The sequence below is a fragment of the Streptomyces sp. NPDC055140 genome (assembly GCF_053607285.1).
The window spans coordinates 1-23,529 of record NZ_JBSGTG010000016.1 but is presented as its reverse complement, the minus strand read 5'-3'; the positions used below and the strand labels follow the sequence as shown (position 1 = coordinate 23,529).

The following is a 23,529-nucleotide window of genomic DNA, read 5'->3' as shown; positions in this document are numbered from 1 at the left end:
GCCCCCCGACAACTACCCCCCCCCTATCGCCGGCAGCGACAGTGGTGTATAAGACACCGAGCTACCGCAGGGCACGCCCAACGGCCCACGCCCCGGCGAAATACGCCGGTCCGAGGGCCGTTGTCAGTACGATTCGGGCGGGGTCAGTGCGCCGCCACGAGCGTCTGCCGCTGCTGCACGCGCGCCGCGTGCGAGCCCCACAGGGTCACCGACACGACGCCGAGCACCGCCACCAGGCCGAGGGACACGGTCCCGGCCCAGCCGCCCGCGTGGAAGGCCACCGCGCCGAGCGTGCCGCCCACGCTGGAGCCGATGTAGTACACGGACTGGTACAGCGCGGACGCCTGCGCCCGTCCGTGCGTCGCCGTGTGGCTGACCGAGGACGACGCCACCGCGTGCCCCGCGAAGAAACCGGCCGTGATCAGGACGAGGCCGAGCAGCACCATGGCGATCGAGTCGCCGAGCGAGAGGAGCAGCCCGGACGCCGTCGTGCCCACCGCCAGGTACAGCGCCCCGCGCCGCCCGAGCCGCGCGACGAGCTTGCCGGCCGCGGCCGAGGAGACCGTACCCACCAGGTACACCAGGAAGATCGAGCCGATGATGCCCTGCGGGAGCGAGAACGGCGCGGCCGTGAGCCGGTAGCCGATCACCGTGTACACGGCGCCGAAGACCGTCATGAACAGGGCGCCGATCACGTACAGACGGCACAGCAGCGGGTTCGCGAGGTGGCCGCGCACCGTGCGGGCCAGCACCCGCGGCCGCAGCGAGCCGGGGGTGAAGTGCCGCGGCTGGGGCAGCAGCAGCCGGAACGCGACCGCGCACGCCACGGCGATCACGCCGATCGTGCCGACCGCCGCGCGCCAGCCCCACTCCTGCGCGACCCACCCGGTGATGACCCGGCCGCTCATCCCGCCGATGGAGTTGCCCGCCACGAACAGTCCGATCGCGGCGACCAGCGCCTTGGGCCGCACCTCCTCCGCGAGATACGCCATCGCGGAGGCCGGCAGACCGGCGAGAGCGGCACCCTGGAGCGCCCGCAGCGCGATCAGCGCGCCGAGCGAGGGCGCGAACGGCACGAGCAGGCCGACCGCGACCGCCACCGACAGGGACGCCGTCATCACGGTGCGCCGCCCGAACCGCTCCGACAGGGCGCTCAGCGGCAGTACACACAGGGCGAGCGCGCCCGTCGCGCCGGACACCGTCCAGCTCGCGTCGCTCGCGCTGACGCCGAAGTCCGCGGACACGAGGGGGAGCAGGGCCTGCGTGGAGTAGAGCAGGGCGAAGGTCGCGACCCCGGCCAGGAAGAGGGCGAAACTCATCCGGCGGTAGCCGGGACCGCCCGGGTTCAGACGGGTGTCGGGGGCTTCGGGGGACGACGGCTTACGAGCGGCGACCGCGTGGGTGGCGGCCGCCCCGCTACTGGCAGGAGGCATATCTCGAACGTAGGCCTCCCTGTTTCATGCGTCCAATGCATGAAAACGCCATAATCGATCCCATGGCGCATAAGCAGAGTTCAGAGGCCCGCCTGTCACCGTCCAGTGACACAGAAGACATCGTGACGACGCTCGCGCCACGCCTGTCGTACTTCGCCGCGGTCGCCCGCACCGAGCACGTCACGCGGGCCGCCCACGAGCTCGAGATCCCCCAGTCGACGCTGTCGCGCGCCCTGGTCCGCCTCGAACAGGACCTCGGCGTGGAGCTGTTCGCGCGCCACGGCCGCACCGTCTCGCTCACCCCGGCGGGCCGCACGTTCCTCACGTCCGTCGACAAGGCGCTCGCCGAGGTCGGCCGCGCCGCCGAGTCGGTACGGGCCGACGCCGACCCCGCGTCGGGCAAGGTCGCCTTCGGCTTCCTGCACACCATGGGCTCCGAGACCGTCCCCGGCCTGATCCGCGCCTTCCGCGCCGACCATCCGCGCATCCGCTTCAGCCTCGTCCAGAACTACGGCGAGGCGATGCTGGAGCGCCTGCGCGCCGGCGAGCTCGACCTCTGCCTCACCTCTCCCATCCCCGACGCGCCCGGCCTCGTCGCGCGCCGCCTCGACGAGCAGCGCCTGCGTCTGGTCGTCCCCGACGACCACCGCCTGGCGGGCCGCAAGCGCGTCCGTCTCGCGGAGGCGGCCGACGAGACGTTCGTGACCCTCGAACCCGGCTACGGGCTGCGCCGTATCACCGACGGCCTGTGCACGGAGGCGGGGTTCAAGCCGCGCGTCGCCTTCGAGGGGGAGGAGACGGAGACCCTGCGCGGCCTGGTCGCGGCGGGCCTCGGCGTGGCGCTTCTGCCGCCACCTGCCGTACCGCGCCCGGGAGTTGTGGAGCTGACGGTGACCGGCCAGCGGGCAGTGCGCGAGATCGGCGTGGCCTGGCTCGACGGGCATCCGGACACCCCGCCGGTCGCCGCGTTCAAGAAGTTCCTGCTCTCCCGGCGCGGCAAGCTGCTCTCCGAGTGGACCCGCGCGGAGGAGTAGTCACCGCCCGAGGGACCTGCCGAAGCCCGAGGCCAGCGGCATCCGCAGCCCCAGCGGCGGCGGCGCGGCGAGCGCGTCCTGCAGCGGGCGCGAGAACGCCCGGCCGAAGAGCGAGCCGAGCACGAAGTCGCGGGCCAGGGCGTGGACTTCGGTGCGGTGCTGGTGGAGCGCGTGACCGTCGGAGTGCACCTCGAAACGGCAGATGTCGCGGTTGGACTTCTTCGCGCGGGCGGCCAGACGGAACGACAGCTCGGGATCCGTGCGCTCGTCGTTCGTGCCGTGCACGATGAGGACGCGGCGGCCCGCGAGCTGTTTCACCGGTTCGAGGGGCGCGGCGACGTCCTCCTCTGGCAGCCAAGGGGCAAGCGCGAGGACCGAGTTGACGGCGCTGTGCCCGCCCGCGTGCAGCGCCGCGCGGGCGCCCATGTCGACCCCGACGAGGCACACGGGGACGTCGCCGTAGCGCCGCACGGTCTCGTCGGCCGCCCAGTCGGCGTCGCGCGCGAGCTGTGCCTGCGCGCCGTTCCAGCCGCGGCTGCGGTAGTGCACGACATGCGCCGCAAGGCCGTCCCGCCGCCCCTCGCGCGCGAGGGCGCGCCCCAGGGTCCGTACGGTCGCCGAGGCCAGCGGTGACGGTCTGCGCGCGGAGGTCTCCGCGCCTGCGGGAAGCAGCAGGACCACACCGCTCACCGACGTGGGGACGGGCCCCACCGCCTTCCCGAGCCGGGCCTCACGGACCGTCGTCGCTTGCTGTCCCATGACAGAACAGTGTCAGAAGGCCCGGTGTACGCCACCCGTCCGCAGGGTCACTGTTACGTATCGACAGGCGGACGCCACCCGGTATCTACGCGCGTAGGCGTTAGAGTGCCGAAATGACGAGCCAGACCAGCGGAAACTCGCAGATTCCGACCCCCGAGCAGATCGTTCGCGCTCCCAAGGTGCTGCTGCACGACCACCTCGACGGCGGGCTTCGCCCCGGCACCATCGTCGAGCTCGCCCTGGAACAGGGCTACGAGAACCTCCCCGAGACCGACCCCGACAAGCTCGGCATCTGGTTCCGCGAGGCCGCCGACTCCGGCTCCCTCGAGCGCTACCTGGAGACCTTCGCCCACACCTGCGCCGTCATGCAGACCCGCGAGGCGCTGTTCCGGGTCGCCGCCGAGTGTGCCGAGGACCTCGCCGAGGACGGCGTCGTCTACGCCGAGATCCGCTACGCCCCCGAGCAGCACCTCGAACAGGGCCTCACCCTCGAAGAGGTCGTCGAGGCGGTCAACTCGGGCTTCCGGGAAGGCGAGCGCCGAGCCAAGGCCAACGGCCACCGCATCCGCGTGGGCGCCCTGCTCACCGCCATGCGGCACGCGGCCCGCGCCCTGGAGATCGCCGAACTCGCCAACCGCTACCGCGACACGGGCGTCGTCGGCTTCGACATCGCGGGCGCCGAGGCGGGCTTCCCTCCCACCCGCCACCTCGACGCCTTCGAGTACCTCAAGCGCGAGAACAACCACTTCACGATCCACGCGGGCGAGGCCTTCGGCCTGCCCTCCATCTGGCAGGCGCTCCAGTGGTGCGGCGCCGACCGCCTCGGCCACGGCGTGCGGATCATCGACGACATCAAGGTCGAGGACGACGGCACGGTCGAGCTCGGCCGCCTCGCCTCCTACGTGCGCGACAAGCGCATCCCCCTGGAGATGTGCCCGAGCTCCAACCTCCAGACGGGCGCCGCCGACTCCTACGAGGCCCACCCCATCGGTCTGCTCCGCAAGCTGCACTTCCGCGCCACGGTGAACACGGACAACCGCCTCATGTCCGGCACCAGTATGAGCCGTGAGTTCGAGCACCTGGTCGACGCTTTCGGCTACACGCTCGACGACATGCAGTGGTTCACCGTCAATGCGATGAAATCAGCATTCATTCCTTTCGATGAACGACTGGCCATGATCAATGACGTCATCAAGCCGGGGTATGCCGAGTTGAAATCCGAATGGCTGTTCCGTCAGACCGCCTCGACCAGGGGTTCTGTCTCGTAGTAGCGCCTCTTTGTGCGAATCCGGAGCGGCCGGGAGTATTAACTCCCGGCCGCTTCCGCGCGTATTTCGCTGTTTGCAACGCGCCCTGACGCATGTTTACGGTCGTGGACCGCTCAAGCCCCCGTTCACGAGGACTCATTTCATAATGAAGCAGTCTGCTGTCAAGACCCTCGGTGTCGCCGCCCTCGGTGCCGCCTTCGCCGCCGCGGGCGCCGGTGCCGCGTCCGCCGCCCCCGCCCTGCCGGACGCGGGCTCCGCCCTGAACACCGTGACCGGCACGCTCCCCGCCGAGCAGGTCGCGCAGGTGCTGCCGGCCGGTGGCGCCGAGTCCCTGACTGCAAGCAAGAACGCCGTCGCCGGTGGCCTGAAGGCTGCCGCGCCCGCCGTCCAGAAGGCCCTCCCCACCAACGGCAGCAACCCGGTCTCCGGGCTCCTCGGCGGCCTGCCCGTCAACTCGCTGCCCGCCCGCGGCGCCCTGCCCGTCGGCTGACCCACCCGACACGGCACACGCACGGACACACAGGAGGGGCGCAACCGCTCGCGCGGGTGCGCCCCTCCGTGTCGTACGTCAGCCTGCGGGCCCTGTCGTCACCACGCCTGGCGGACCTTGCCCTCGCTCGGCAACAGGATCCACAGCGCGATGTACAGCAGGAACTGGGGACCTGGAAGCAGACACGAGAGCACGAAGATCACGCGCATCGTGGTCGCGGAGGTACCGAAGCGCCTTGCCAGCGCTGCGCACACTCCGCCGATCATCCGTCCGTTCGTGGGGCGGGCAAGGGCGGTCATGGTGGGCTCCTTCGCGAACCGTAGCGGTGAGGCGCCCCCTTGGCCGGGAGGGCCGGGACGTCTCTGATGGCTTCAAAGCTACGGCGACGAACCGGGCGAAGCGTCAGCTCACGGGGCGACGCCGACCCTGGAAATCGTCGGGGTCCGCCCCTGAGACGGCTCCTCCCGGGGGAGGGCGGTGGCCTCGGTCCTGCGGCGGAGCCTGCCCCTGAGGGTCGGCACCACGGCCGCGTGCGCGAGAGCCACGCCCAGCGTGTTCAGGAACAGCGAGTCGATGTCCACGACCTGCCCCGGCACCCCGGTCTGCAGCAGCTCGATGCCGAGCGAGAGCAGCGCTCCGGCGGCGACCGTACGCACGAGCGAACCCAGCGGCGAGACGACGAGCCGGCCCCCGGCGATCGGCAGCAGCACCCCCAGCGGGGCGAGCAGCAGCAGCTCCTTGCCGATCCGCCGCACCGCCTCCGCCGGGCCGAGCGCGAGATCCGCCCTGATCCCCGCGAACGGATGCAGGTTCGCGGGGCTGACCCACGGCACGTCCAGTGGTCGCAGCGTGATCCAGCAGACGAGAAGCAGATGCGCGGCAAGGAGGACTACCCCTGCCGTACGGAAGCGGATGGCGGCCTTGGAGCCGCCCGGGCGATGGCGCTGCACGCCCCCCAAGACGCGGACGGCGGGACGATCGGTTCCGCGTCGCCGGCGTCGGCCCGCGACAACCGCGCCAGCCCCCGTCAGCCGACCGTCTCGGCGGGCGCCGGGACGAGCCCCGGCCGCGTCCGCATCTCCGGAGAACAGTCGTACGCGCGCAGAGCGTCGTCACCCGGACCGCCGAGCACGACCTTGTCGTCCTTTGCCGCGGCCCCGCCGTTCGCATACGTACACACGATCTGGGCCAGCGCGTACGGCGAGAGGTCGTCCGGCGGGACGCTCAGCCGCAGCGCGTTGTCCGGGTCACCCTTGCCCGGCCCCGAGACGGTCATCCCTGGCCTGACGTCCGTGGTGTACCCCGCCTGCCGCTCGGCGCCGCCCGGAGACTGCTCCAGCTCGTCGAGCAGCGCCTGCGCGAGCCGCACCCGGTCCGAGGCGCCCTGCCCCTTCGGCAGGGTCACCGACCGGTCGACGCTCACCAGCTGCGACGTGCAGACCAGATACACCTGCACGGCGAACTCGCCGCCCGAGCGCGACTCCAGTCCCGGCCCCGACAGCGTGCACGGCACCCGTGACGGCGCGGCCCCGAAGTCCGTCGGCACCTCCGTCGGCCTGATCCCGCACCCGGCGAGCAGCACGGCGAGAACCGCCGCGCCCAGCACCGCGTAGCGTCGCCTTGTCCTGCGTGCGGTCATCGCGCGCCGCCCTCCTCACCGGAACCGCCACCGACGGTGCCCTCGTCATCGGGCGGCAGCGTCAGCGGTGACGCGTCGAGCGGCAGCCGGAACGTGAACACGGCGCCGCCCTCGGGCGAGTTGGCGGCCGTGATCTCACCGCCGTGGATGTGCGCGTTCTCCAGGGCGATGGACAGCCCGAGCCCGCTGCCCTCCGAACGCGGCCGCGACGCACTCGCCTTGTAGAACCGGTCGAAGACATGCGGAAGCACGTCCTGCGGGATGCCGGGCCCGTGGTCACGCACCTCGATCACCAGCGCCGAGTCCGCAAGCCGCACGGACACCCGCACCGGCGAGCCGCCGTGCTTGAGCGCGTTCCCGATGAGGTTCGCCATGATGACGTCGAGGCGGCGCGGGTCGATGCGGGCCATGATGCCGCGTTCCGCGTCCAGGTCCACCGCGTCGAGCCAGGCGCGGGCGTCGATGCAGGCCGTGATCTGGTCGGCGATGTCGACGTGGTCGAGGACGAGCCGGGCGGTGCCCGCGTCGAAGCGGGTCACCTCCATCAGGTTCTCCACCAGGTCGTTCAGCCGGCGCGTCTCGCTCACCACGAGGCGCACGGCCGGCTCGATCATCGGGTCGACCGAACCGGTCTCCGCGTCGAGCTCCTCCTCAAGTACCTCTGTCACCGCGGTGATCGCGGTCAGTGGCGTACGCAGCTCGTGCGACATGTCGGCGACGAAGCGCCGCGACGCCTCCTCGCGCGCACTCATGTCGGCGACCTTCTTCTCCAGATTCTCCGCGGTCCGGTTGAACGTCCGGGAAAGATCGGCCAGTTCATCCGTACCGGACACCCGCAGGCGCGTGTCGAGCTTCCCTTCCCCGAGCCGCCGGGCCGCCCGCCCGAGCCGGTGCACCGGCTTGAGCACCGTCGTCGCCGCGGCCTGCGCGAGCAGCGCCGAACCGATCAGCGCGAGCGCCGTCGCGATCCCGAGCGACCAGGCAAGGGAGTTGAGATCCTTCGCCTCCGGCTCCAGGGACTTGAGCATGTAGCCCGTCGGCCCCCCGTCGATCACCCGCGCCCCGCCGACCAGATACGGCGTGTCATTGCTGACGATCCGCTGCCAGTACAGGTGGTACGGGTGCTTGTTGCCGTCTGTGAGGGGCTGCTCCCTGTTCACCGCGTCCCGCAGCGAACGCGGCACCTCGGCCAGCGTGATCGCGTCCAGATCGGAGTTGGCCGCGATCCGCCGGCCGTCCTTGTCGTCGCTGATCAGCAGCACACTGAAGTGCTGACTGCTGCTCGCCATCAGGTTCGCGGCATGCTGCAACTCGCCCTGCGTCGGATGCTCGGGCAGCGCCGCGGCGCGGTTCTGCATCTCCTGCTGGAAGTCGCTGAGCGCCGCGTCCTGCGCGCGGGTCAGCACCGCCTCGCGGTTGAGCCAGTACGCGATCCCCGACGCCGACACCGCCGCGGTCAGCGCCACCAGGGCGAAGACGACGACGAGCCGCAGCCGCAGGCTCGTGAAGCGCAGGCCGGCGAGTATCGCCTTCTTCGCCGCGGCCCACCCCCGCAGCCGGTCGTGCGCATCACTCACTGAGGCGTGTCCAGCCGGTAGCCGACCCCGCGCACCGTACGGATCAGCGTCGGTGACGACGGCACGTCCTCGACCTTCGCGCGCAGCCGCTGCACACACGCGTCGACGAGCCGTGAGTCACCGAGGTAGTCGTGCTCCCACACCAGACGCAGCAGCTGCTGCCGCGACAGCGCCTGGCCCGGTCTGCGGCTCAGCTCGAGGAGCAACCGCAGCTCCGTCGGCGTCAGTTGGAGGTCCTCGCCGTTCTTCGTGACCGTCATCGCGGCCCGGTCGATGACGAGACTGCCGAACGCCGCCGCGTCGTTCGCCTCCCGCTCGCCCCGCCGGAGCACCGCGCGGATCCGGGCGTCCAGCACCCGCCCCTGCACCGGTTTCACCACGTAGTCGTCGGCGCCGGACTCCAGCCCGACCACCACGTCGATGTCGTCGCTGCGCGCCGTGAGCAGGATGATCGGCAACTGGTCCGTGCGCCGGATGCGCCGGCACACCTCGAACCCGTCGATGCCGGGCAGCATCACATCCAGCACGATCAGGTCCGGCCGCTGCTCACGCAACAGCTTCAGACCGTCCTCGCCGGTGGCAGCGGTGGCAACCCGATGGCCCTGGCGCGTAAGGGAGAGCTCCAGGGCCGTTCGGATGGCGTCGTCGTCCTCGATCAGCAACAGGGAAGGCACAGAAGCCATTCTGTCCCATGGCACGGCTCAAGTTCGACCGTTGGAGCGCTCCCAAGCTCGTAATGAGGGGGCATCGGGCCCCATCCACACACGACTCGCACACGCCCGGGCCCTGTGACAGGTCTGTGACAGTCGACGGACACCGTCATGAAGTGGCCCGGGCAAGCTTTTGGACATCGCAAGGACGCAAGTCCTTACGAGCCACGGGAAACCGAGACTCCACGACGGGGGGCGCGAGATGAACACGCTGCACAGCACCACCACTGGCGCAGTTGTCACACGTCTTCACGACGCTCTCGTGCGGAGTCCCGGTTCCGGGAAGCACGAGTTGTCCGGTGCCGTGAGCGGGCGGGGGTGCGCTCGCGGCACCGGGCGTCAGCACACCACGTACATGACGGTGGTTGACGCGAACCAGGCGGTATCCGACGGGGGAGCCGCGTACGGGGAGGAATCGGGGGAGCGGAAGAAGTCCCTGTCGGAGGCTGCCGACGCCGAAGCGGCGTTCACGGCCTACGTACAGGAACGCCGCGCCTCCCTGTACGCAACCGCCTACCACCTGACCGGTGACCGGTTCGAGGCGGAGGACCTGCTCCAGAGCGCCCTCTTCTCGACGTACCGCGCCTGGGACAGGATCAGCGACAAGGCGGCGGTCGGGGGCTACCTCCGCCGCACCATGACCAATCTGCACATCAGCGCGTGGCGCCGCCGCAAGCTGAACGAGTACCCGACCGAGGAACTGCCGGAGACGGCGGGCGACACGGACGCGATGCGCGGCACGGAGCTGCGCGCGGTTCTCTGGCAGGCCCTGGCCCGCCTCCCCGAACTGCAGCGCACGATGCTCGTCCTGCGGTACTACGAGGGTCGTACGGACCCCGAGATCGCGGACATCCTCGACATCAGTGTCGGCACGGTGAAGTCCAGCATCTGGCGCTCCCTGCGCCGGCTGCGCGAGGACGAGGTCCTCAGCTTCGGCCGTGACCTGGAGGAGTCCTTCGGCGAGCTGGTGGCCTGAAGGCAGGGGGCGAGCCGTCGCTCCGGGGGGACGCGACGGTGGTACGGGGGAGCGGTACCGGGGGGATCACGGGGGATCTTCACGGGGGACTGAAGCGGGACCGGAGGGCCGGGGGGTCTCTCCGGTCCCGCTTCTCATGCGTACGGGGTGTGCGGGCCGCTCACGCCTGGGCGCGGGCCTTCACGCAACGGCCCGCGGCGGCCGCGGCGAGGCGGCCGAGGGCCTCCTCCTTGCCGCACGCGTGCGCGCCGAGCGCCGTCTGGCGGGCCACGATGCCACGCTCCGCGCGCATCAGGCGCCAGCCGCGGCGCAGCAGGAACGGCACGGACTTGCGGCCCTCCCTGAGGTCCCGCAGCAGCCGGCGCCGGAACGTCGTGGACGGGCGGCCGCGCAGGCACAGCGCGTCGGCGAGCAGACCGAGGTCCCGGCAGCGCTCCACGATGTCCGCGGCGAAGATGCCCTCCGCGATGAACAGCGGCGTGCGCTCGATGTCGAGCGTCTCCTCGCCCACCCGCGCGCTGGTCGCGATGTCGTAGACGGGAACGCGGGTGCGGCCCGTGCGGCACAGCTCCGCGATCGCGGCGACGGCCGTCTCCGTGTCCCAGGAGCGGGGCGAGTCCCAGTCGATGTCCGAACTGCCCGGCACCTGCGGCAGCGTCGGGTCGTCGCTCTCCTTGTAGAAGTCGTCCAGGCACAGCACGGGAAGCCCGGAGCGGGACGCGAACGACGACTTGCCGGAGCCGGAAGGACCTGTCAGCAGGACGACCCGGGTCGGTATCGAGGGATGGGAACTCACGAGACACCAGTGTGCTGCATCCTCCGCCCCCGGTGGACCCCGCGGGTCGGCCTTTGTGGCACGGGCGCGCCTCAACTACTCTGCGTACGCGTACGATTACTCGATCTGCGGCGGCGGACCAACCGGCCGCCGGTACCGGAAACGGGCGGCACTTCATGGCACGACACTCAGCGAAGAAGTCCTCGGCGGCCCAGCGTGCGCTGCTGCGCGCGGGGCTCAGCCTCACCGCCGCGGGGGCGGCGCTCGGCGGGGGTGCGGTGAGCGCCGGTGCGGCGGAGCCCGCCGCCGCGCCTCTCGCCTCGCCGGTCGGCGACCTCGACACGGCGGCGGCCGGGGGAGCGGTGGCGGGGGCGCTCGAGACGGCTGCGAACGGGGGTCTCGCCCCGGTCAAGCACCTGAAGCTCAACCCGCTCTCCGGTACCGGGGTCGATCCGCTCGACAACGCGGTCGGCACCCAGGTCGCCGACTTCAAGCCCGTGACCACGGCCGCCGCGACCGGTCCCGTGGCCAAGGGCGGCGCCCTCGCCGATCTCCCCCTGGTCGGACCGGCCAGCTCTCTGCTCCCGGGTTAGGGCTTTTCGTTCGCAGCGGGACCTCTCGGATCAGCCAGGCCGCGGCGAACGTGACCGCGCACAGGGCCGCCGTGCCCAGTGCCACGCCGTGCAGGCAGCCGGTCACCGCCGTGCGGAAGGCGTCCTGCGCGGAGGGCGGGAGGTCCCGCAGGAGAGCGGGGGTGACGGAGCCACCGGTGAGGTGCGCTCCGTCGGAGCCGAGGCGGCCGGCGAGCTGCCCGCTCGCCGTCGACGTGATGATGGCCGCGTTCCGGACCGTCAGCTCCTACTTCCATGGCGCGACCCAGTCCGAGCTCGCCCTGCGCGAGTACAAGGAGCGGCACGGCTGGTCCAGCGGAGCGGAGACCCGGCGGGCGCTCGCCCCGCAGATGAACTACCTGATGAGCGCGGGCCGTTACCCGAACTATCAGCGCTACGGGCTCGGCGCCGCCCACAAGGACGACCCCACCTGGGAGTTCGACCTCGGCCTCAACTGCATCCTCGACGGGATCACTGCGCGGCTCGGGATCTGGATCGTGTCGCCGACGGCATGACGCATTGCCGACGACATGACGAAACCCCGGCCCTCCCGGACGGAGGAGGGTCGGGGTTTCGGGTTTCGGGTCGGGTCTGGCTTCGGGATGGGGCCTAGTACGAAGAGCCCGATGCGCCGAGTGAACCCGTCGGGTGCCACACCGTCTTCGTTTCCAGGAACGACGTGAGTCGGTCCGTGCCCGGGTCCGTCGTCCAGTCCGTGTCCACAGCCTGTGGACGGCGTACGCGCTTCAGGTTGTCCGCCGCCGCGATCTCCAGGTCACGGGCCAGGTCTGCGTCCGCGCCCGTCAGGTCGATCGCGTTCACGTCCTGGTGCGCGGCCAGCGGCGCGGCGATCTCCGCCGTCCTGCCGGACAGGACGTTCACGACACCGCCCGGCACGTCGGACGTGGCGAGCACCTCGCCGAGCGACAGCGCCGGCAGCGGGGACGTCTCGCTCGCGATCACCACAGCCGTGTTGCCCGTCGCGATCACCGGGGCGATCACCGAGACCAGGCCCAGGAACGACGACTTCTGCGGCGCCAGCACGGCCACCACTCCGGTCGGCTCGGGCGTGGACAGGTTGAAGAACGGGCCCGCGACCGGGTTCGCCCCGCCCACGACCTGGCCGATCTTGTCCGTCCAGCCCGCGTACCAGACCCACCTGTCGATCGCCGCGTCCACGACGGCCGCCGCCTTGGACTTCGACAAGCCCTCGGCGTCCGCCACCTCCCGCACGAACTGGTCGCGGCGGCCCTCCAGCATCTCCGCCACGCGGTAGAGCACCTGCCCGCGGTTGTACGCCGTCGCGCCCGCCCAGCCGCCGAACGCCTTGCGCGCCGCCACTACCGCGTCACGCGCGTCTTTGCGGGACGACAGCGGGGCGTTCGCCAGCCACTTGCCCTTCGAGTCCGACACCTCGTACACCCGGCCGCTCTCGGAACGCGGGAACTTCCCGCCCACGTACAGCTTGTAGGTCTTCAGGACTGTGAGTCGCTCAACCGTGCTCATTTATCGCGTGCCCTCCGGGCTCGACGGGGCGAGGTATGCCTCCAGGCCGTGGCGGCCGCCCTCGCGGCCGTGACCCGACTCCTTGTAGCCGCCGAACGGCGAGGTCGGGTCGAACTTGTTGAACGTGTTGGCCCAGACGACGCCCGCCCGGAGCTTGTTCGCGACCGAGAGGATGCGCGAGCCCTTCTCCGTCCAGATGCCGGCCGAGAGCCCGTACTGCGTGTTGTTCGCCTTCGCCACCGCCTCCTCCGGAGTGCGGAACGTGAGGACGGACAGCACCGGGCCGAAGATCTCGTCCCGCGCGATCGTGTGCGCCTGCGTGACGTTCGTGAAGAGCGTCGGCGCGAACCAGTAGCCGCTGTCCGGGAGTTCGCACGGCGCCGACCAGCGCTCCGCGCCCTCGGCCTCGCCCGTGTCCGCGAGCGCCTTGATCCTTGCGAGCTGCTCCGCGGAGTTGATCGCGCCGATGTCGGTGTTCTTGTCCAGCGGGTCGCCCAGGCGGAGGGTGGTGAGGCGGCGCTTCAGCGCGTCCAGCACCTCGTCGGCCACCGACTCCTGGACCAGGAGGCGCGAGCCCGCGCAGCAGACCTGGCCCTGGTTGAAGAAGATGCCCGTGACGATGCCCTCGACCGCCTGGTCGACGGGCGCGTCGTCGAAGACGATGTTCGCGCCCTTGCCGCCCAGTTCGAGCGTGACCTTCTTGTCCGTGCCCGCCACCTGGCGGGCGATCGCCTTGCCCACCGCGGTGGAGCCGGTGAACGCCACCTTGTTCACGTCGGGGTGCGCCGTGAGCGCCGCGCCCGCGTCCCCGTAGCCCGGGAGGATGTTCACCACGCCCTTGGGCAGGCCCGCCTGGCGGCAGATGTCCGCGAAGAACAGTGCCGAGAGAGGGGTCGTCTCGGCCGGCTTCAGGACGACCGTGTTGCCCGTCGCCAGCGCCGGGGCGATCTTCCACGCCAGCATCAGCAGCGGGAAGTTCCACGGGATGACCTGGCCCGCGACGCCCAGGGGCGCCGGATTCGGGCCGAAGCCCGCGTGGCCGAGCTTGTCCGCCCAGCCCGCGTAGTAGAAGAAGTGCGCCGCCACCAGCGGGAGGTCCGCGTCGCGCGTCTCCTTGATCGGCTTGCCGTTGTCCAGCGTCTCCAGGACCGCGAGCTCGCGGCTGCGCTCCTGGATGATCCGCGCGATCCGGAACAGGTACTTCGCCCGCTCCGCGCCCGGCAGCGCCGACCACTTCTCGAACGCCTTGCGGGCTGCCTTCACCGCGCGGTCCACGTCAGCCTCGCCCGCCTGGGCGATCTCGGAGAGGACCTCCTCCGTGGACGGGCTGACCGTCTTGAAGACCTTGCCGTCGGCCGCCTCGGCGAACTCGCCGTCGATGAACAGGCCGTAGCTGGGGGCGATGTCGACGACGGAGCGGGACTCCGGTGCGGGTGCGTACTCAAAGGTCATGGGTCAGTCCACCGTGACGTAGTCGGGGCCGGAGTAGCGGCCGGTGCTCAGCTTCTGGCGCTGCATCAGCAGGTCGTTGAGCAGGCTCGAAGCGCCGAAGCGGAACCAGTGGTTGTCCAGCCAGTCGCTTCCGGCGGTCTCGTTGACCAGCACGAGGAACTTGATCGCGTCCTTGGTCGTACGGATGCCTCCGGCAGGCTTCACACCTACCTGTACGCCCGTCTGGGCGCGGAAGTCACGCACCGCCTCCAGCATGAGCAGGGTGTTCGCCGGGGTGGCGTTCACCCCGACCTTGCCGGTCGACGTCTTGATGAAGTCCGCCCCGGCCATCATGCCCAGCCAGCTCGCACGCCGGATGTTGTCGTACGTCGACAGCTCGCCCGTCTCGAAGATGACCTTGAGGCGCGCGGAGCCCGAGGCCTCCTTCACGGCGACAATCTCCTCGTACACCTTCAGGTAGTGGCCCGCGAGGAACGCTCCGCGGTCGATGACCATGTCGATCTCGTCGGCTCCGGCGGCGACCGCCTCGCGGACGTCCCCGAGCTTCACCTCCAGGGCGGCGCGGCCCGCCGGGAAGGCGGTGGCCACGGAGGCGACCTTCACGTCGCTCCCGGCCACGGCCTCCTTGGCCGTCGCCACCATGTCCGGATAGACGCAGACGGCGGCTGTGCGCGGAGTCGTACGGTCGGTGGGGTCCGGGTGCACGGCCTTCGCGCCGAGCGCGCGGACCTTGCCGGCGGTGTCGGCGCCTTCGAGGGTCGTCAGGTCGATCATCGAGATCGCCAGGTCGATGGCGTACGCCTTGGCCGTCGTCTTGATCGACCGCGTGCCGAGGGACGCGGCGCGAGCCTCCAGGCCGACCGTGTCGACGCCGGGCAGCCCGTGAAGGAAGCGACGCAGCGAACGGTCCGAGGCGACCGCGTCGGCGAATGCGGGTGCGGGTGCAGTGGGCATGGTCACGAGGGGAGCATATCTACGCGCGTAGCTGCTGTACAGGGGGAGGGGTGAGTGGTGGGTCTCTCTGCGGCTTCGGGTGGCGGCTCCTCGGGTGCGTTTTCCCGGTGCGGCTGCGTGGGGGCGGGCGGGCGTTGTGGTGTCGGGTGCCGGCTCGCTGTGGGCCGCTGCTGTTCGTTTTCGGGTGCGGGGACGCGGGGGCATGTACGTGCTCGCTGTTCTCTGGGCTGCCGTCAGCTAGCTGATTGCCTGTACGTGGTGCTGGTGGCTGCGCGTACATGACCCCGCGTCCCCTTCCGTTTCGTACGCGGCTGTCCGCTCGGTGGGGCTCCCTGCCCTCGGGCCTCGTCTCGTACGCGGCTGATCGCCGGTGGGGCGCCCGGCCTCTGTCGTTGTTCTCAGGCCGTAATCAACGTTCGTCCCGGCTTCAGGCATCATCGGTGTATGAAGACCCCGGACTCCCAGCCCTCCGTCACGGCACCCGTGGCGGCGGAGCGGGCCTACCGTTCTCCCGCCGGTATCGCAGGTGGCGTCCTGCTGCTCGTGATGGGGGCCTGGCTCGGTTTCGACGCCCTGGTCAACGGCGACGCTCGCACCGCCTGGCTGGCCGTCGCGGGGCTGCTTTTTGTCGTGCCGCTCGTCGTCGCGTTCACGATCCGGCCGGCGGTGTACGCGAATGAGGACCGGCTGCGCGTCCGTAATCCGTTCCGTGTGATCACCCTGCCCTGGGCGTCCGTCGCCGACCTGCGCGCCAGCTACTCCAGCGAGGTCTTCACCGAAGGTGGGGACAAGTACCAGCTCTGGGCCATCCCCGTCTCCATGCGTGCCCGTAAGAAGGCCAATCGGCGCACGGGTGGGCGCAAGGACAGGGGCCTGAACGGGGCCGCCGATTTCGTGCCTCGTAAGGCCGCCGGCGATCAGTCGCTGGACGAGATCCGCGAGCTGGCCCGGGACCGCGCGGACAAGCCGTCCGCGCAGGGCGAGCCTTCGATCCGCTGGGCCTACGAGATTGTTGCGCCCGTGGTTGTGGGGGCGGTTCTGATGGCCGTTCTGCTTGTGATCGGTTGAGCTCAGGGACGGGAAAGGCCGGGATCGGTTTCGACCCCGGCCTTTTGCTTGCCCTTTTTCAGATGCCCGCCGCCGCCGACAGGTCCCGCTTGATCGCGTTCAGTACCCGTGCGCCCTCTGCTCGGGCCGAGGCGAGGTCTGAGTGTGCTTCTACCGGGATCACCGCCTCCAAGTAGCACTTGAGCTTGGGCTCCGTGCCGCTCGGGCGGACGATGACCCGGGCTCGGTACTCGCCGTCCAGCGTGTAGCGCAGGCCGTCCGTCGGCGGGAGCGTGGCCGTGCCTCGGGTGAGGTCCTCTGCCTGCGCCACCCGGAGGCCTGCCAGGTCGCTCGGCGGTGTTTCGCGGAGTGTGGCCATCGCCTTGGTGATGATCGCGAGGTCCTCCACCCGTACCGACAGCTGGTCAGTCGCATGCAGGCCGTGGGCCACCGCCAGGTCGTCCAGCGCGTCCAGCAGGGTGCGGCCCTGTTCCTTCAGAGTCGACGCCAGTTCGGTGACCAGCAGCGCCGCCGTGATGCCGTCCTTGTCCCGTACGCCCTCGGGGTCCACGCAGTAGCCGAGCGCCTCCTCGTAGCCGTAGCGCAGGCCGTCCACTCGGGCGATCCACTTGAAGCCCGTCAGGGTCTCTTCGTAGGGGAGGCCGGCTTTTTCGGCGATCCGGCCCAGGAGGGAGGACGACACGATCGACTCCGCGAAAACGCCCCGTGCTCCGCGCGCCACCAGGTGGGCCGCCAGCAGCGCGCCCACCTCGTCGCCTCGCAGCATGCGCCAGTCTTCGTCGTCCTTCACGGCAACCGCGCAGCGGTCCGCGTCCGGGTCGTTCGCGATGATCAGGTCCGGGGCGGCCGCTCCCGCTGTCGCGAAAGCCAGGTCCATCGCGCCCGGCTCTTCCGGGTTCGGGAACGCCACCGTCGGGAAGTCCGGGTCCGGGTCCGCCTGCTCGGTCACGAGGACGGGCTCGGGGAAGCCCGCTCGTGCGAACGCGGCGAGAAGGGTGTCCTTGCCGACGCCGTGCATCGCCGTGTAGACCGTGCGCGCGGTGCGGGGGGAGCCCGGGGCCAGGACCGCGTCCGTGCGGACCAGGTAGGCCTCCAGGACGTCCTCGTCGAGCGTTTCCCAGCCGGAGTCCGGGCGGGGTACGTCGTGGAGGGCGCGGATCGCTTCGATCTCGGCCGCGATCTCGGCGTCCGCGGGCGGCACGATCTGGGAGCCGTCGCCGAGGTAGACCTTGTAGCCGTTGTCACGGGGCGGGTTGTGGCTGGCCGTGACCTCCACGCCCGCGACCGCGCCCAGGTGCCGTATGGCGAAGGCGAGGACCGGGGTGGGCAGCGGGCGCGGCAGCACCGCGGCGCGCAGGCCGGCGCCCGTCATGACGGCCGCCGTGTCCCGCGCGAAGTCCGACGACTTGTGGCGCGCGTCGTATCCGACGACGACGAGCCCGCCCGCCTCGCCCTTGCTCTTGAGATACGCGGCGAGGCCCGCCGCCGCGCGGATGACGACGGAGCGGTTCATCCGCATGGGGCCCGCGCCGAGCTCGCCGCGCAGACCCGCGGTGCCGAACTGGAGCGTGCCGGCGAAGCGCTCGGCGAGCGCCTGGGTGTCGGCGCTCTCGATGAGCTTCGCCAGCTCCTCGCGGGTCTCCGGGTCGGGGTCCTCGGCCAGCCAGGCCTCGGCCCTGGCGAGCAGTTCGGTGTCCTGCAAGGTCACGGTTCGTCCAGCCTCTCGCGTGTCTCTACGGGATCAGATGCGGCCCAGGACCTTGCCGAGGAGCTCGCCCATGCGGGTGGCGGAGTCGCGGCCGGCCTGGAGCACCTCTTCGTGGTTGAGGGGCTCGCCCGTCATGCCCGCCGCCAGGTTCGTGACGAGGGAGATGCCGAGCACCTCGGCGCCCGCCTCGCGGGCCGCGATGGCCTCGAGGACCGTCGACATGCCGACGAGGTCCGCGCCGATCGTGCGGGCCATGCGGATCTCGGCCGGGGTCTCGTAGTGCGGGCCGGGGAACTGCGCGTAGACGCCCTCCTCGAGGGAGGGGTCGATCTCCTTGCACAGGGCGCGCAGGCGCGGGGAGTACAGGTCGGTGAGGTCGACGAAGTTCGCGCCCACGATCGGCGACGTCGCCGTCAGGTTCAGGTGGTCGCTGATCAGCACCGGCTGACCGGGGCGCATGCCCGCGCGCAGACCGCCGCAGCCGTTGGTCAGGACGATGGTCTTGCAGCCCGCGGCGACGGCGGTGCGGACGCCGTGCGCGACGGACGCGACACCGCGGCCCTCGTAGTAGTGCGTGCGGCCGAGGAAGACGAGGGTGCGCTTGTCACCGATCTTGTACGAGCGGATCTTTCCGCCGTGGCCCTCGACGGCCGGCGGCGGGAAACCGGGCAGCTCGGTGACGGGGAACTCGGCTTCGGGGGTGCCGAGGGCGTCCACGGCCGGTGCCCAGCCGGAGCCCATCACGAGGGCGACGTCGTGGGTGTCGGCGCCGGTGAGCTCGCGCAGGCGCGTGGCGGCGGCGTCGGCGGTGACCCGGGGATCGAATCCGGCGGCGCCCTGGATGTTGTCCGGAGTAACAGATGCGTTCACGCGATCGAGAGTAGCCGGTTCGGTCCTACGCGCGTAGATGACAGACCTCACGGGAATGGGATCGTTGTGTTGTCGTTTCCGACGAAGCCTGCTCAGCAGGGGCGCTTGCGCAGTTCCATCACGTAGTCGTGCGGGGCTCCGGCCGATTCCGCCGCGTCCGCCAGCTCGCCGAGATAGCGGGCCGAGGGGAACCCGCCCTCGTACCCGTTGAGCACGTACACCCAGGCGGGTTCCTCGCCCTCCAGCGTGTCCACGCGCACGCGCATGCGCCGGTAGATGTCGAGCCCCACGCCCTCCCAGCGGTCCATGGAGTCCTCGTCCATCGGCGCGATGTCGTACAGCGCGACGAAGACCTGCGAGCGGGGCGCCTCGACCAGGGTCGCGAGCGCGCCTTCCCAGCCCATGTGCTCGCCCCCGAACGTCAGCCGCCAGCCGCTGAGCCAGCCCGTCGCGCGCATCGGCGAGTGCGGTGCGCGGCGCGTCATCAGCCGCGCGTCGAGATTGCCGGCGTATGCGGCGTAGAGCGACATGTGGTCGAGGGTACGGCAGGTGTGGCCGGGGTCTCTCCTGTAACAGAAGCCCCTCCGACGTGGGATGCGCACGGACGGAGGCCCCCGGGGCGAAAGCACTTGAAGCGTGCGGGACAATGGAGTACGTGACTCGGATCGTGATCATCGGTGGCGGACCTGGCGGATATGAGGCGGCCCTCGTGGCTGCCCAGCTCGGCGCGGAGGTGACCGTCGTCGACTGCGACGGCCTGGGCGGGGCGTCGGTGCTCACCGACTGCGTCCCGTCCAAGACCCTGATCGCGACGGCCGAGGTGATGACCACCTTCGACTCGTCGTACGAGGAGCTGGGGATCATCGTCGCCGATGACACCCCGCACATCGACAGCCCCGCGCGGGTCGTCGGTGTGGATCTCGGCAAGGTCAACCGGCGTGTGAAGCGCCTCGCGCTCGCCCAGTCCCACGACATCACCGCGTCCGTCACCCGGGCCGGCGCCCGCGTGATGCGCGGCCGCGGCCGTCTGGAGGGCCAGCAGGCCGCCGACGGCTCCCGCAAGGTCGTCGTGCGCACCGCCGACGGCACCGAGGAGACCCTCACCGCCGACGCCGTCCTGATCGCCACCGGCGGTCACCCGCGCGAGGTGCCCGACGCCCAGCCCGACGGCGAGCGCATCCTCAACTGGACCCAGGTCTACGACCTCGACGAACTCCCCGAAGAGCTCATCGTGGTCGGCTCCGGTGTCACCGGCGCCGAGTTCGCCGGCGCCTACCAGGCCCTCGGCTCCCGCGTCACGCTCGTGTCCAGCCGCGACCGCGTCCTGCCCGGTGAGGACCCGGACGCCGCCGCTGTCCTCGAGGACGTCTTCCGCCGCCGCGGCATGAACGTCATGGCCCGCTCGCGCGCCCAGTCCGCCAAGCGCGTCGGTGAGCGCGTCGAGGTCACCCTCTCCGACGGCCGCGTCATCTCCGGCACCCACTGCCTGATGGCCGTCGGCGCCATCCCGAACAGCAGCGGGATGGGCCTCGAGGAGGCCGGGGTCAAGCTCAAGGACTCCGGGCACATCTGGACCGACAAGGTCTCCAGGACCACCGCTCCCGGCGTGTACGCCGCCGGTGACGTGACCGGCGTCTTCGCGCTCGCCTCCGTGGCCGCCATGCAGGGCCGCATCGCCGTCTACCACTTCCTCGGCGACGCGGTGGCGCCGCTGAACCTCAAGACGGTCTCCTCGAACGTCTTCACCGACCCCGAGATCGCCACGGTCGGCTATACGCAGGCCGACGTCGACGCCGGGAAGATCGACGCCCGCGGGGTGAAGCTGCCGCTGCTGCGCAACCCGCGCGCCAAGATGCAGGGCATCCGCGACGGCTTCGTCAAGATCTTCTGCCGGCCCGGCACGGGCATCGTGGTGGGCGGCGTGGTCGTCGCCCCGCGCGCGAGCGAACTGATCCATCCCATCTCGATCGCGGTCGACAACAACCTGACGGTCGAGCAGATCGCGAAGGCGTTCACCGTGTACCCGTCACTTTCGGGCTCGATCGCCGAGGTGGCGCGTCAGCTGCACACGCGGAAGACGGCCGACGAAGCCTGACGGCCGCGATTTCGCCGGACACGATCAACTTCCCGCAGGTCACCGCCTGTTGCTGCCCGTGCGGTGGACATAGGCGCGGGAGATAGGCGTCTATACCACTTCCTGTCGTTCCTTGCGAACAACTTCTGTTATTCGGCGCAAACTGCTGAAAGCAGACGGTCGTTGGGGTTACTGTCAGTTTCGTGTTCGCTGCAGAACGTCGTCAATTGATCCTCGAAATGGTGCGGGCCAATGGAGCGGTATCGCTCCGGGAGCTCGCCCGCGTCGTCCAGACCTCCGAAGTGACCGTACGGCGGGACGTGCGCGCACTGGAGGCAGAAGGACTCCTCGACCGCCGGCATGGCGGTGCGGTATTGCCGGGCGGATTCACGCGGGAGTCCGGCTTTCCGCAGAAATCACATCTCGCGACCGCAGAGAAGACGGCCATCGCCGACCTCGCCGCGGGCCTCGTCGAAGAAGGCGAAGCCATTGTGGTGGGGGCGGGTACGACCACGCAGGAGCTGGCACGCCGGCTCGCGCGGGTGCCCGGGTTGACCGTCGTCACCAACTCCCTTCTGGTGGCACAGGCATTGGCCCATGCCAACAGGGTCGAGGTCGTCATGACGGGCGGCACTCTGCGCGGTTCCAACTACGCACTCGTGGGCAGCGGGGCCGAGCAGTCCCTCCAGGGACTCAGAGTCTCCCGCGCCTTCCTCTCCGGCAGTGGTCTGACCGCCGAACGCGGCCTCTCCACGTCCAACATGCTGTCGGCCTCCGTCGACCGCGCGCTGGTGCAGGCCGCCGCTGAGGTCGTCGTCCTCGCCGACCACTCCAAACTCGGCACCGACACGATGTTCCAGACGGTGCCGACCGATGTGATCACGCGCCTCGTGACGGACGAACCGCCCGCCCATGACGACCGCGCCGTCACCGAACTCCAGGCACTCGCCGACCAGGGGGTGCAGATCGCGATCGCCGGAGCCTCGGCGACCGGAACCGGGCCGGCGGGGGGAGATCCCGTCCCGACGCGGCAGACGCGCCGGGACGTACCTCTGCCGGGCCAGCGCCGCACCCAGCTCCCGGGCGGCCCCCAGCTGCGCAGCGCTTCCGCCCTCGACCAGGCACCCCCTGAGCGCGCGGCAAGGGTGGCCGACCTCCGGCGGCGCTGAGCAGCACTCCGGGCGCGGCCGAGCCCGGTGTGGAGCTTTCTCCGTACGGCTGCGGGTTGCCGTCGGACGGTCGCTAGCCCGCGGTGATGCCTCGCAGCGTCAGTCGGAGCAAACGATCCGCCAGCTCCGGGTCGTCCGGGGTCTCCTCCGCGGCCAGCGCGATCGCGTTGGTCAGCTGAAGCAGATCGCCGATCGACACGTCCGCGCGCACGGCACCCGCCCGCTGCGCCCTGGACAGCAGGGCCTGGCCCGCCTCGCGCATCGGCGTACTGCACCGCGAAAGGGCCGAACTGGCGTCGTGCGACGCCGACATGAGGGCCCGTGAGAGCCCGCGGTACTCACCCGCATGAGTGATGATGTCGCGCAGCCATGCCACCAGCGCCGAGCATGGCTGCGGGTCCGCGAGCAGCGCCCGCGAGCGCGCCAGCAGATCGTTCACCGCGTCCTCGAAGACCGCGCTCATCAGCGCGTGCCGGTTCGGGAAGTGCCGGTAGAGCGTCCCGATGCCGACGCCCGCGCGTCGCGCCACGTCCTCCAGGGACGCGCCCGTGCCGTGCTCCGCGAACGCCGTACGCGCCTCCGCGAGCAGCCGCTCGTAGTTCCGGCGTGCGTCGGCCCGCATGGGGCGTACGGAAGGGGCCGGGCGGGGCCGGTCCGTCTGGTCCGTGCCGGTCGTCATCGGTCCTCCCTGGTCGTGCGCGCGCTCTCCAGGATGCCTGATCGCACGACAGCCGGACCACGGACCGAAAAAACGCGAACGCCCGGTGGACCGTGTTCCGGTCCGCCGGGCGTTCGCGTCAGGTCCTCTGACCGCAGATCAGGGTCAGTCCTTGATCTCGCAGATGGTGGCGCCGGAGGTGATGGAGGCGCCGATCTCGGCGTTGAGGCCCTTGATGATGCCGGCGCGGTGGGCGTTGAGGGGCTGTTCCATCTTCATGGCTTCGAGGACGACGACGAGGTCGCCTTCCTTGACTTCCTGGCCTTCCTCGACGGCGATCTTGACGATGGTGCCCTGCATGGGGGAGGCGAGGGTGTCGCCGGAGGCGGCGGGACCGGACTTCTTCGCGGCGCGTCGTTTGGGCTTGGCGCCGGCGGCGAGGCCGGTGCGGGCCAGGGACATGCCCAGCGAGACCGGGAGGGACACCTCGAGGCGTTTGCCGCCGACCTCGACGACGACGGTCTCGCGGCCGGCTTCCTCGTCGGTGTCGGTGTCGGGGGTCGCGGCGAAGGGCTTGATCTCGTTGACGAACTCGGTTTCGATCCAGCGGGTGTGGATGGTGAACGGGTTGCTGGTGAAGGCCGGGTCGGTGACGACGGCGCGGTGGAAGGGGATGGCGGTGGCCATGCCTTCGACCTCGAACTCGGCCAGGGCGCGGGCGGCGCGCTGCAGGGCCTGTTCGCGGGTGGCGCCGGTGACGATCAGTTTGGCGAGCAGGGAGTCCCAGGCGGGGCCGAT

General features: G+C 70.8%; 25 protein-coding genes. 9 read left to right on the top strand and 16 right to left on the bottom strand.

Annotated elements, in window-relative coordinates; translation table 11 throughout:
* Window positions 1–143: 143 nt before the first annotated feature.
* A complete protein-coding gene (locus tag ACWFR4_RS27430) occupies window positions 144–1,433 on the bottom strand; it encodes an MFS transporter (protein ID WP_453465011.1) in 1,290 nt (429 codons plus the stop codon).
* A gap of 62 nt (window positions 1,434–1,495) precedes the next feature.
* Between ACWFR4_RS27430 and ACWFR4_RS27425 the strand changes: the two genes are divergently transcribed.
* Window positions 1,496–2,467 carry a LysR family transcriptional regulator gene (locus tag ACWFR4_RS27425; RefSeq protein WP_453465008.1) on the top strand — a complete coding sequence of 324 codons (972 nt, stop codon included), beginning with the start codon at window positions 1,496–1,498 and terminating at the stop codon, window positions 2,465–2,467.
* Here ACWFR4_RS27425 and ACWFR4_RS27420 read toward each other — a convergent pair whose 3' ends face one another.
* Window positions 2,468–3,226 (bottom strand): prolyl oligopeptidase family serine peptidase, encoded by a 759-nt coding sequence (locus ACWFR4_RS27420; RefSeq protein WP_453465005.1) that lies wholly within the window; start codon window positions 3,224–3,226, stop codon window positions 2,468–2,470.
* Between the two features lie 113 nt (window positions 3,227–3,339).
* On the opposite strand from ACWFR4_RS27420, the gene ACWFR4_RS27415 reads away from it, so the two are divergent.
* Both ACWFR4_RS27415 and ACWFR4_RS27410 read left to right on the top strand, forming a co-directional pair.
* Window positions 3,340–4,494 (top strand): adenosine deaminase, encoded by a 1,155-nt coding sequence (locus ACWFR4_RS27415; RefSeq protein WP_453655028.1) that lies wholly within the window; start codon window positions 3,340–3,342, stop codon window positions 4,492–4,494.
* Between the two features lie 145 nt (window positions 4,495–4,639).
* On the top strand, window positions 4,640–4,984 hold the full coding sequence (locus tag ACWFR4_RS27410) for an ATP-binding protein (RefSeq protein ID WP_453655026.1): 345 nt from the start codon (window positions 4,640–4,642) through the stop codon (window positions 4,982–4,984).
* Window positions 4,985–5,082: 98 nt separating this feature from the next.
* On the opposite strand, the gene ACWFR4_RS27405 is transcribed toward ACWFR4_RS27410, so the two are convergent.
* The 5 genes from ACWFR4_RS27405 to afsQ1 form a co-directional block, all read right to left on the bottom strand.
* Complete coding sequence (locus ACWFR4_RS27405) at window positions 5,083–5,283, bottom strand: PspC domain-containing protein (RefSeq protein ID WP_100594716.1); 201 nt, start codon at window positions 5,281–5,283, stop codon at window positions 5,083–5,085.
* A gap of 108 nt (window positions 5,284–5,391) precedes the next feature.
* Window positions 5,392–5,934: a VanZ family protein gene (locus tag ACWFR4_RS27400; protein WP_453655024.1), complete on the bottom strand. Its 543-nt coding sequence runs from the start codon at window positions 5,932–5,934 to the stop codon at window positions 5,392–5,394.
* A 77-nt stretch (window positions 5,935–6,011) separates the two neighbouring features.
* On the bottom strand, window positions 6,012–6,623 hold the full coding sequence (locus tag ACWFR4_RS27395) for a hypothetical protein (RefSeq protein ID WP_453655023.1): 612 nt from the start codon (window positions 6,621–6,623) through the stop codon (window positions 6,012–6,014).
* Window positions 6,620–8,200, bottom strand: a complete 1,581-nt coding sequence (locus ACWFR4_RS27390; RefSeq protein WP_453464992.1) for an ATP-binding protein — start codon at window positions 8,198–8,200, stop codon at window positions 6,620–6,622. Before ACWFR4_RS27390 ends, ACWFR4_RS27395 begins: the two co-directional genes overlap by 4 nt.
* Window positions 8,197–8,874: a two-component system response regulator AfsQ1 gene (gene afsQ1, locus ACWFR4_RS27385; protein ID WP_179200974.1), complete on the bottom strand. Its 678-nt coding sequence runs from the start codon at window positions 8,872–8,874 to the stop codon at window positions 8,197–8,199. The genes ACWFR4_RS27390 and afsQ1 overlap by 4 nt, the downstream gene beginning before the upstream one ends.
* 238 nt (window positions 8,875–9,112) lie before the next feature.
* On the opposite strand from afsQ1, the gene ACWFR4_RS27380 reads away from it, so the two are divergent.
* Window positions 9,113–9,886: a SigE family RNA polymerase sigma factor gene (locus tag ACWFR4_RS27380; RefSeq protein ID WP_390020243.1), complete on the top strand. Its 774-nt coding sequence runs from the start codon at window positions 9,113–9,115 to the stop codon at window positions 9,884–9,886.
* A gap of 160 nt (window positions 9,887–10,046) precedes the next feature.
* Here ACWFR4_RS27380 and ACWFR4_RS27375 read toward each other — a convergent pair whose 3' ends face one another.
* Entirely contained in the window at window positions 10,047–10,682 is a 636-nt protein-coding gene (locus tag ACWFR4_RS27375) for a uridine kinase family protein (protein ID WP_453464989.1), read from the bottom strand.
* 155 nt (window positions 10,683–10,837) lie between these two features.
* On the opposite strand from ACWFR4_RS27375, the gene ACWFR4_RS27370 reads away from it, so the two are divergent.
* Both ACWFR4_RS27370 and ACWFR4_RS27365 read left to right on the top strand, forming a co-directional pair.
* Window positions 10,838–11,254, top strand: coding sequence for a hypothetical protein (locus ACWFR4_RS27370; RefSeq protein ID WP_453464986.1), 417 nt, complete (start codon window positions 10,838–10,840; stop codon window positions 11,252–11,254).
* 161 nt (window positions 11,255–11,415) lie between these two features.
* On the top strand, window positions 11,416–11,787 hold the full coding sequence (locus ACWFR4_RS27365) for a hypothetical protein (protein WP_453655021.1): 372 nt from the start codon (window positions 11,416–11,418) through the stop codon (window positions 11,785–11,787).
* A 94-nt stretch (window positions 11,788–11,881) separates the two neighbouring features.
* Here the strand turns inward: ACWFR4_RS27365 and ACWFR4_RS27360 are convergent, their stop codons facing one another.
* The 3 genes from ACWFR4_RS27360 to deoC are packed head-to-tail and all read right to left on the bottom strand — an operon-like array spanning window position 11,882 to window position 15,184.
* On the bottom strand, window positions 11,882–12,778 hold the full coding sequence (locus tag ACWFR4_RS27360) for an aldehyde dehydrogenase family protein (protein ID WP_266560819.1): 897 nt from the start codon (window positions 12,776–12,778) through the stop codon (window positions 11,882–11,884).
* Window positions 12,779–14,230 carry an aldehyde dehydrogenase family protein gene (locus tag ACWFR4_RS27355; RefSeq protein ID WP_453464980.1) on the bottom strand — a complete coding sequence of 484 codons (1,452 nt, stop codon included), beginning with the start codon at window positions 14,228–14,230 and terminating at the stop codon, window positions 12,779–12,781. It lies immediately after the preceding gene.
* A 3-nt stretch (window positions 14,231–14,233) separates the two neighbouring features.
* Window positions 14,234–15,184 carry a deoxyribose-phosphate aldolase gene (gene deoC, locus ACWFR4_RS27350; RefSeq protein ID WP_453465017.1) on the bottom strand — a complete coding sequence of 317 codons (951 nt, stop codon included), beginning with the start codon at window positions 15,182–15,184 and terminating at the stop codon, window positions 14,234–14,236.
* A gap of 444 nt (window positions 15,185–15,628) precedes the next feature.
* Here deoC and ACWFR4_RS27345 point away from each other — a divergent pair, with 444 nt between their 5' ends.
* Window positions 15,629–16,252, top strand: a complete 624-nt coding sequence (locus ACWFR4_RS27345; protein ID WP_453655019.1) for a PH domain-containing protein — start codon at window positions 15,629–15,631, stop codon at window positions 16,250–16,252.
* A 58-nt stretch (window positions 16,253–16,310) separates the two neighbouring features.
* Here the strand turns inward: ACWFR4_RS27345 and ACWFR4_RS27340 are convergent, their stop codons facing one another.
* From ACWFR4_RS27340 to ACWFR4_RS27330, 3 genes are all read right to left on the bottom strand, one after another.
* Window positions 16,311–17,954 carry a phospho-sugar mutase gene (locus ACWFR4_RS27340; protein WP_453655158.1) on the bottom strand — a complete coding sequence of 548 codons (1,644 nt, stop codon included), beginning with the start codon at window positions 17,952–17,954 and terminating at the stop codon, window positions 16,311–16,313.
* A 39-nt stretch (window positions 17,955–17,993) separates the two neighbouring features.
* Window positions 17,994–18,830 (bottom strand): purine-nucleoside phosphorylase, encoded by an 837-nt coding sequence (locus ACWFR4_RS27335; protein ID WP_453464974.1) that lies wholly within the window; start codon window positions 18,828–18,830, stop codon window positions 17,994–17,996.
* 92 nt (window positions 18,831–18,922) lie between these two features.
* Window positions 18,923–19,360: a gamma-glutamylcyclotransferase gene (locus ACWFR4_RS27330; protein WP_116510652.1), complete on the bottom strand. Its 438-nt coding sequence runs from the start codon at window positions 19,358–19,360 to the stop codon at window positions 18,923–18,925.
* A gap of 116 nt (window positions 19,361–19,476) precedes the next feature.
* Between ACWFR4_RS27330 and ACWFR4_RS27325 the strand changes: the two genes are divergently transcribed.
* Together ACWFR4_RS27325 and ACWFR4_RS27320 are read left to right on the top strand one after the other, a co-directional pair.
* Window positions 19,477–20,925 (top strand): NAD(P)H-quinone dehydrogenase, encoded by a 1,449-nt coding sequence (locus ACWFR4_RS27325; protein WP_453464972.1) that lies wholly within the window; start codon window positions 19,477–19,479, stop codon window positions 20,923–20,925.
* A gap of 182 nt (window positions 20,926–21,107) precedes the next feature.
* Window positions 21,108–22,073 (top strand): DeoR/GlpR family DNA-binding transcription regulator, encoded by a 966-nt coding sequence (locus ACWFR4_RS27320; RefSeq protein ID WP_116510650.1) that lies wholly within the window; start codon window positions 21,108–21,110, stop codon window positions 22,071–22,073.
* A gap of 73 nt (window positions 22,074–22,146) precedes the next feature.
* Here the strand turns inward: ACWFR4_RS27320 and ACWFR4_RS27315 are convergent, their stop codons facing one another.
* Window positions 22,147–22,695: a TetR/AcrR family transcriptional regulator gene (locus ACWFR4_RS27315; protein WP_199841831.1), complete on the bottom strand. Its 549-nt coding sequence runs from the start codon at window positions 22,693–22,695 to the stop codon at window positions 22,147–22,149.
* Window positions 22,696–22,896: 201 nt separating this feature from the next.
* The coding region (locus ACWFR4_RS27310) for a biotin/lipoyl-containing protein (protein ID WP_453655017.1) at window positions 22,897–23,529 on the bottom strand (633 nt) is incomplete at its 5' end.

Excerpts from the sequence above, each read along its gene's own strand:
- ACWFR4_RS27410 (WP_453655026.1), top strand. The coding sequence starts at position 4,640 with ATGAAGCAGTCTGCTGTCAAGACCCTCGGTGTCGCCGCCCTCGGTGCC.
- ACWFR4_RS27325 (WP_453464972.1), top strand. The coding sequence starts at position 19,477 with ATGGAGTACGTGACTCGGATCGTGATCATCGGTGGCGGACCTGGCGGA.
- ACWFR4_RS27405 (WP_100594716.1), bottom strand. The coding sequence starts at position 5,283 with ATGACCGCCCTTGCCCGCCCCACGAACGGACGGATGATCGGCGGAGTG.
- ACWFR4_RS27345 (WP_453655019.1), top strand. The coding sequence starts at position 15,629 with ATGAAGACCCCGGACTCCCAGCCCTCCGTCACGGCACCCGTGGCGGCG.
- ACWFR4_RS27370 (WP_453464986.1), top strand. The coding sequence starts at position 10,838 with ATGGCACGACACTCAGCGAAGAAGTCCTCGGCGGCCCAGCGTGCGCTG.
- ACWFR4_RS27380 (WP_390020243.1), top strand. The coding sequence starts at position 9,113 with ATGAACACGCTGCACAGCACCACCACTGGCGCAGTTGTCACACGTCTT.
- ACWFR4_RS27315 (WP_199841831.1), bottom strand. The coding sequence starts at position 22,695 with ATGCGGGCCGACGCACGCCGGAACTACGAGCGGCTGCTCGCGGAGGCG.
- ACWFR4_RS27415 (WP_453655028.1), top strand. The coding sequence starts at position 3,340 with ATGACGAGCCAGACCAGCGGAAACTCGCAGATTCCGACCCCCGAGCAG.
- ACWFR4_RS27420 (WP_453465005.1), bottom strand. The coding sequence starts at position 3,226 with ATGGGACAGCAAGCGACGACGGTCCGTGAGGCCCGGCTCGGGAAGGCG.
- ACWFR4_RS27355 (WP_453464980.1), bottom strand. The coding sequence starts at position 14,230 with ATGACCTTTGAGTACGCACCCGCACCGGAGTCCCGCTCCGTCGTCGAC.
- ACWFR4_RS27395 (WP_453655023.1), bottom strand. The coding sequence starts at position 6,623 with ATGACCGCACGCAGGACAAGGCGACGCTACGCGGTGCTGGGCGCGGCG.
- ACWFR4_RS27425 (WP_453465008.1), top strand. The coding sequence starts at position 1,496 with ATGGCGCATAAGCAGAGTTCAGAGGCCCGCCTGTCACCGTCCAGTGAC.
- ACWFR4_RS27430 (WP_453465011.1), bottom strand. The coding sequence starts at position 1,433 with ATGCCTCCTGCCAGTAGCGGGGCGGCCGCCACCCACGCGGTCGCCGCT.
- ACWFR4_RS27330 (WP_116510652.1), bottom strand. The coding sequence starts at position 19,360 with ATGTCGCTCTACGCCGCATACGCCGGCAATCTCGACGCGCGGCTGATG.
- ACWFR4_RS27360 (WP_266560819.1), bottom strand. The coding sequence starts at position 12,778 with ATGAGCACGGTTGAGCGACTCACAGTCCTGAAGACCTACAAGCTGTAC.
- deoC (WP_453465017.1), bottom strand. The coding sequence starts at position 15,184 with ATGCCCACTGCACCCGCACCCGCATTCGCCGACGCGGTCGCCTCGGAC.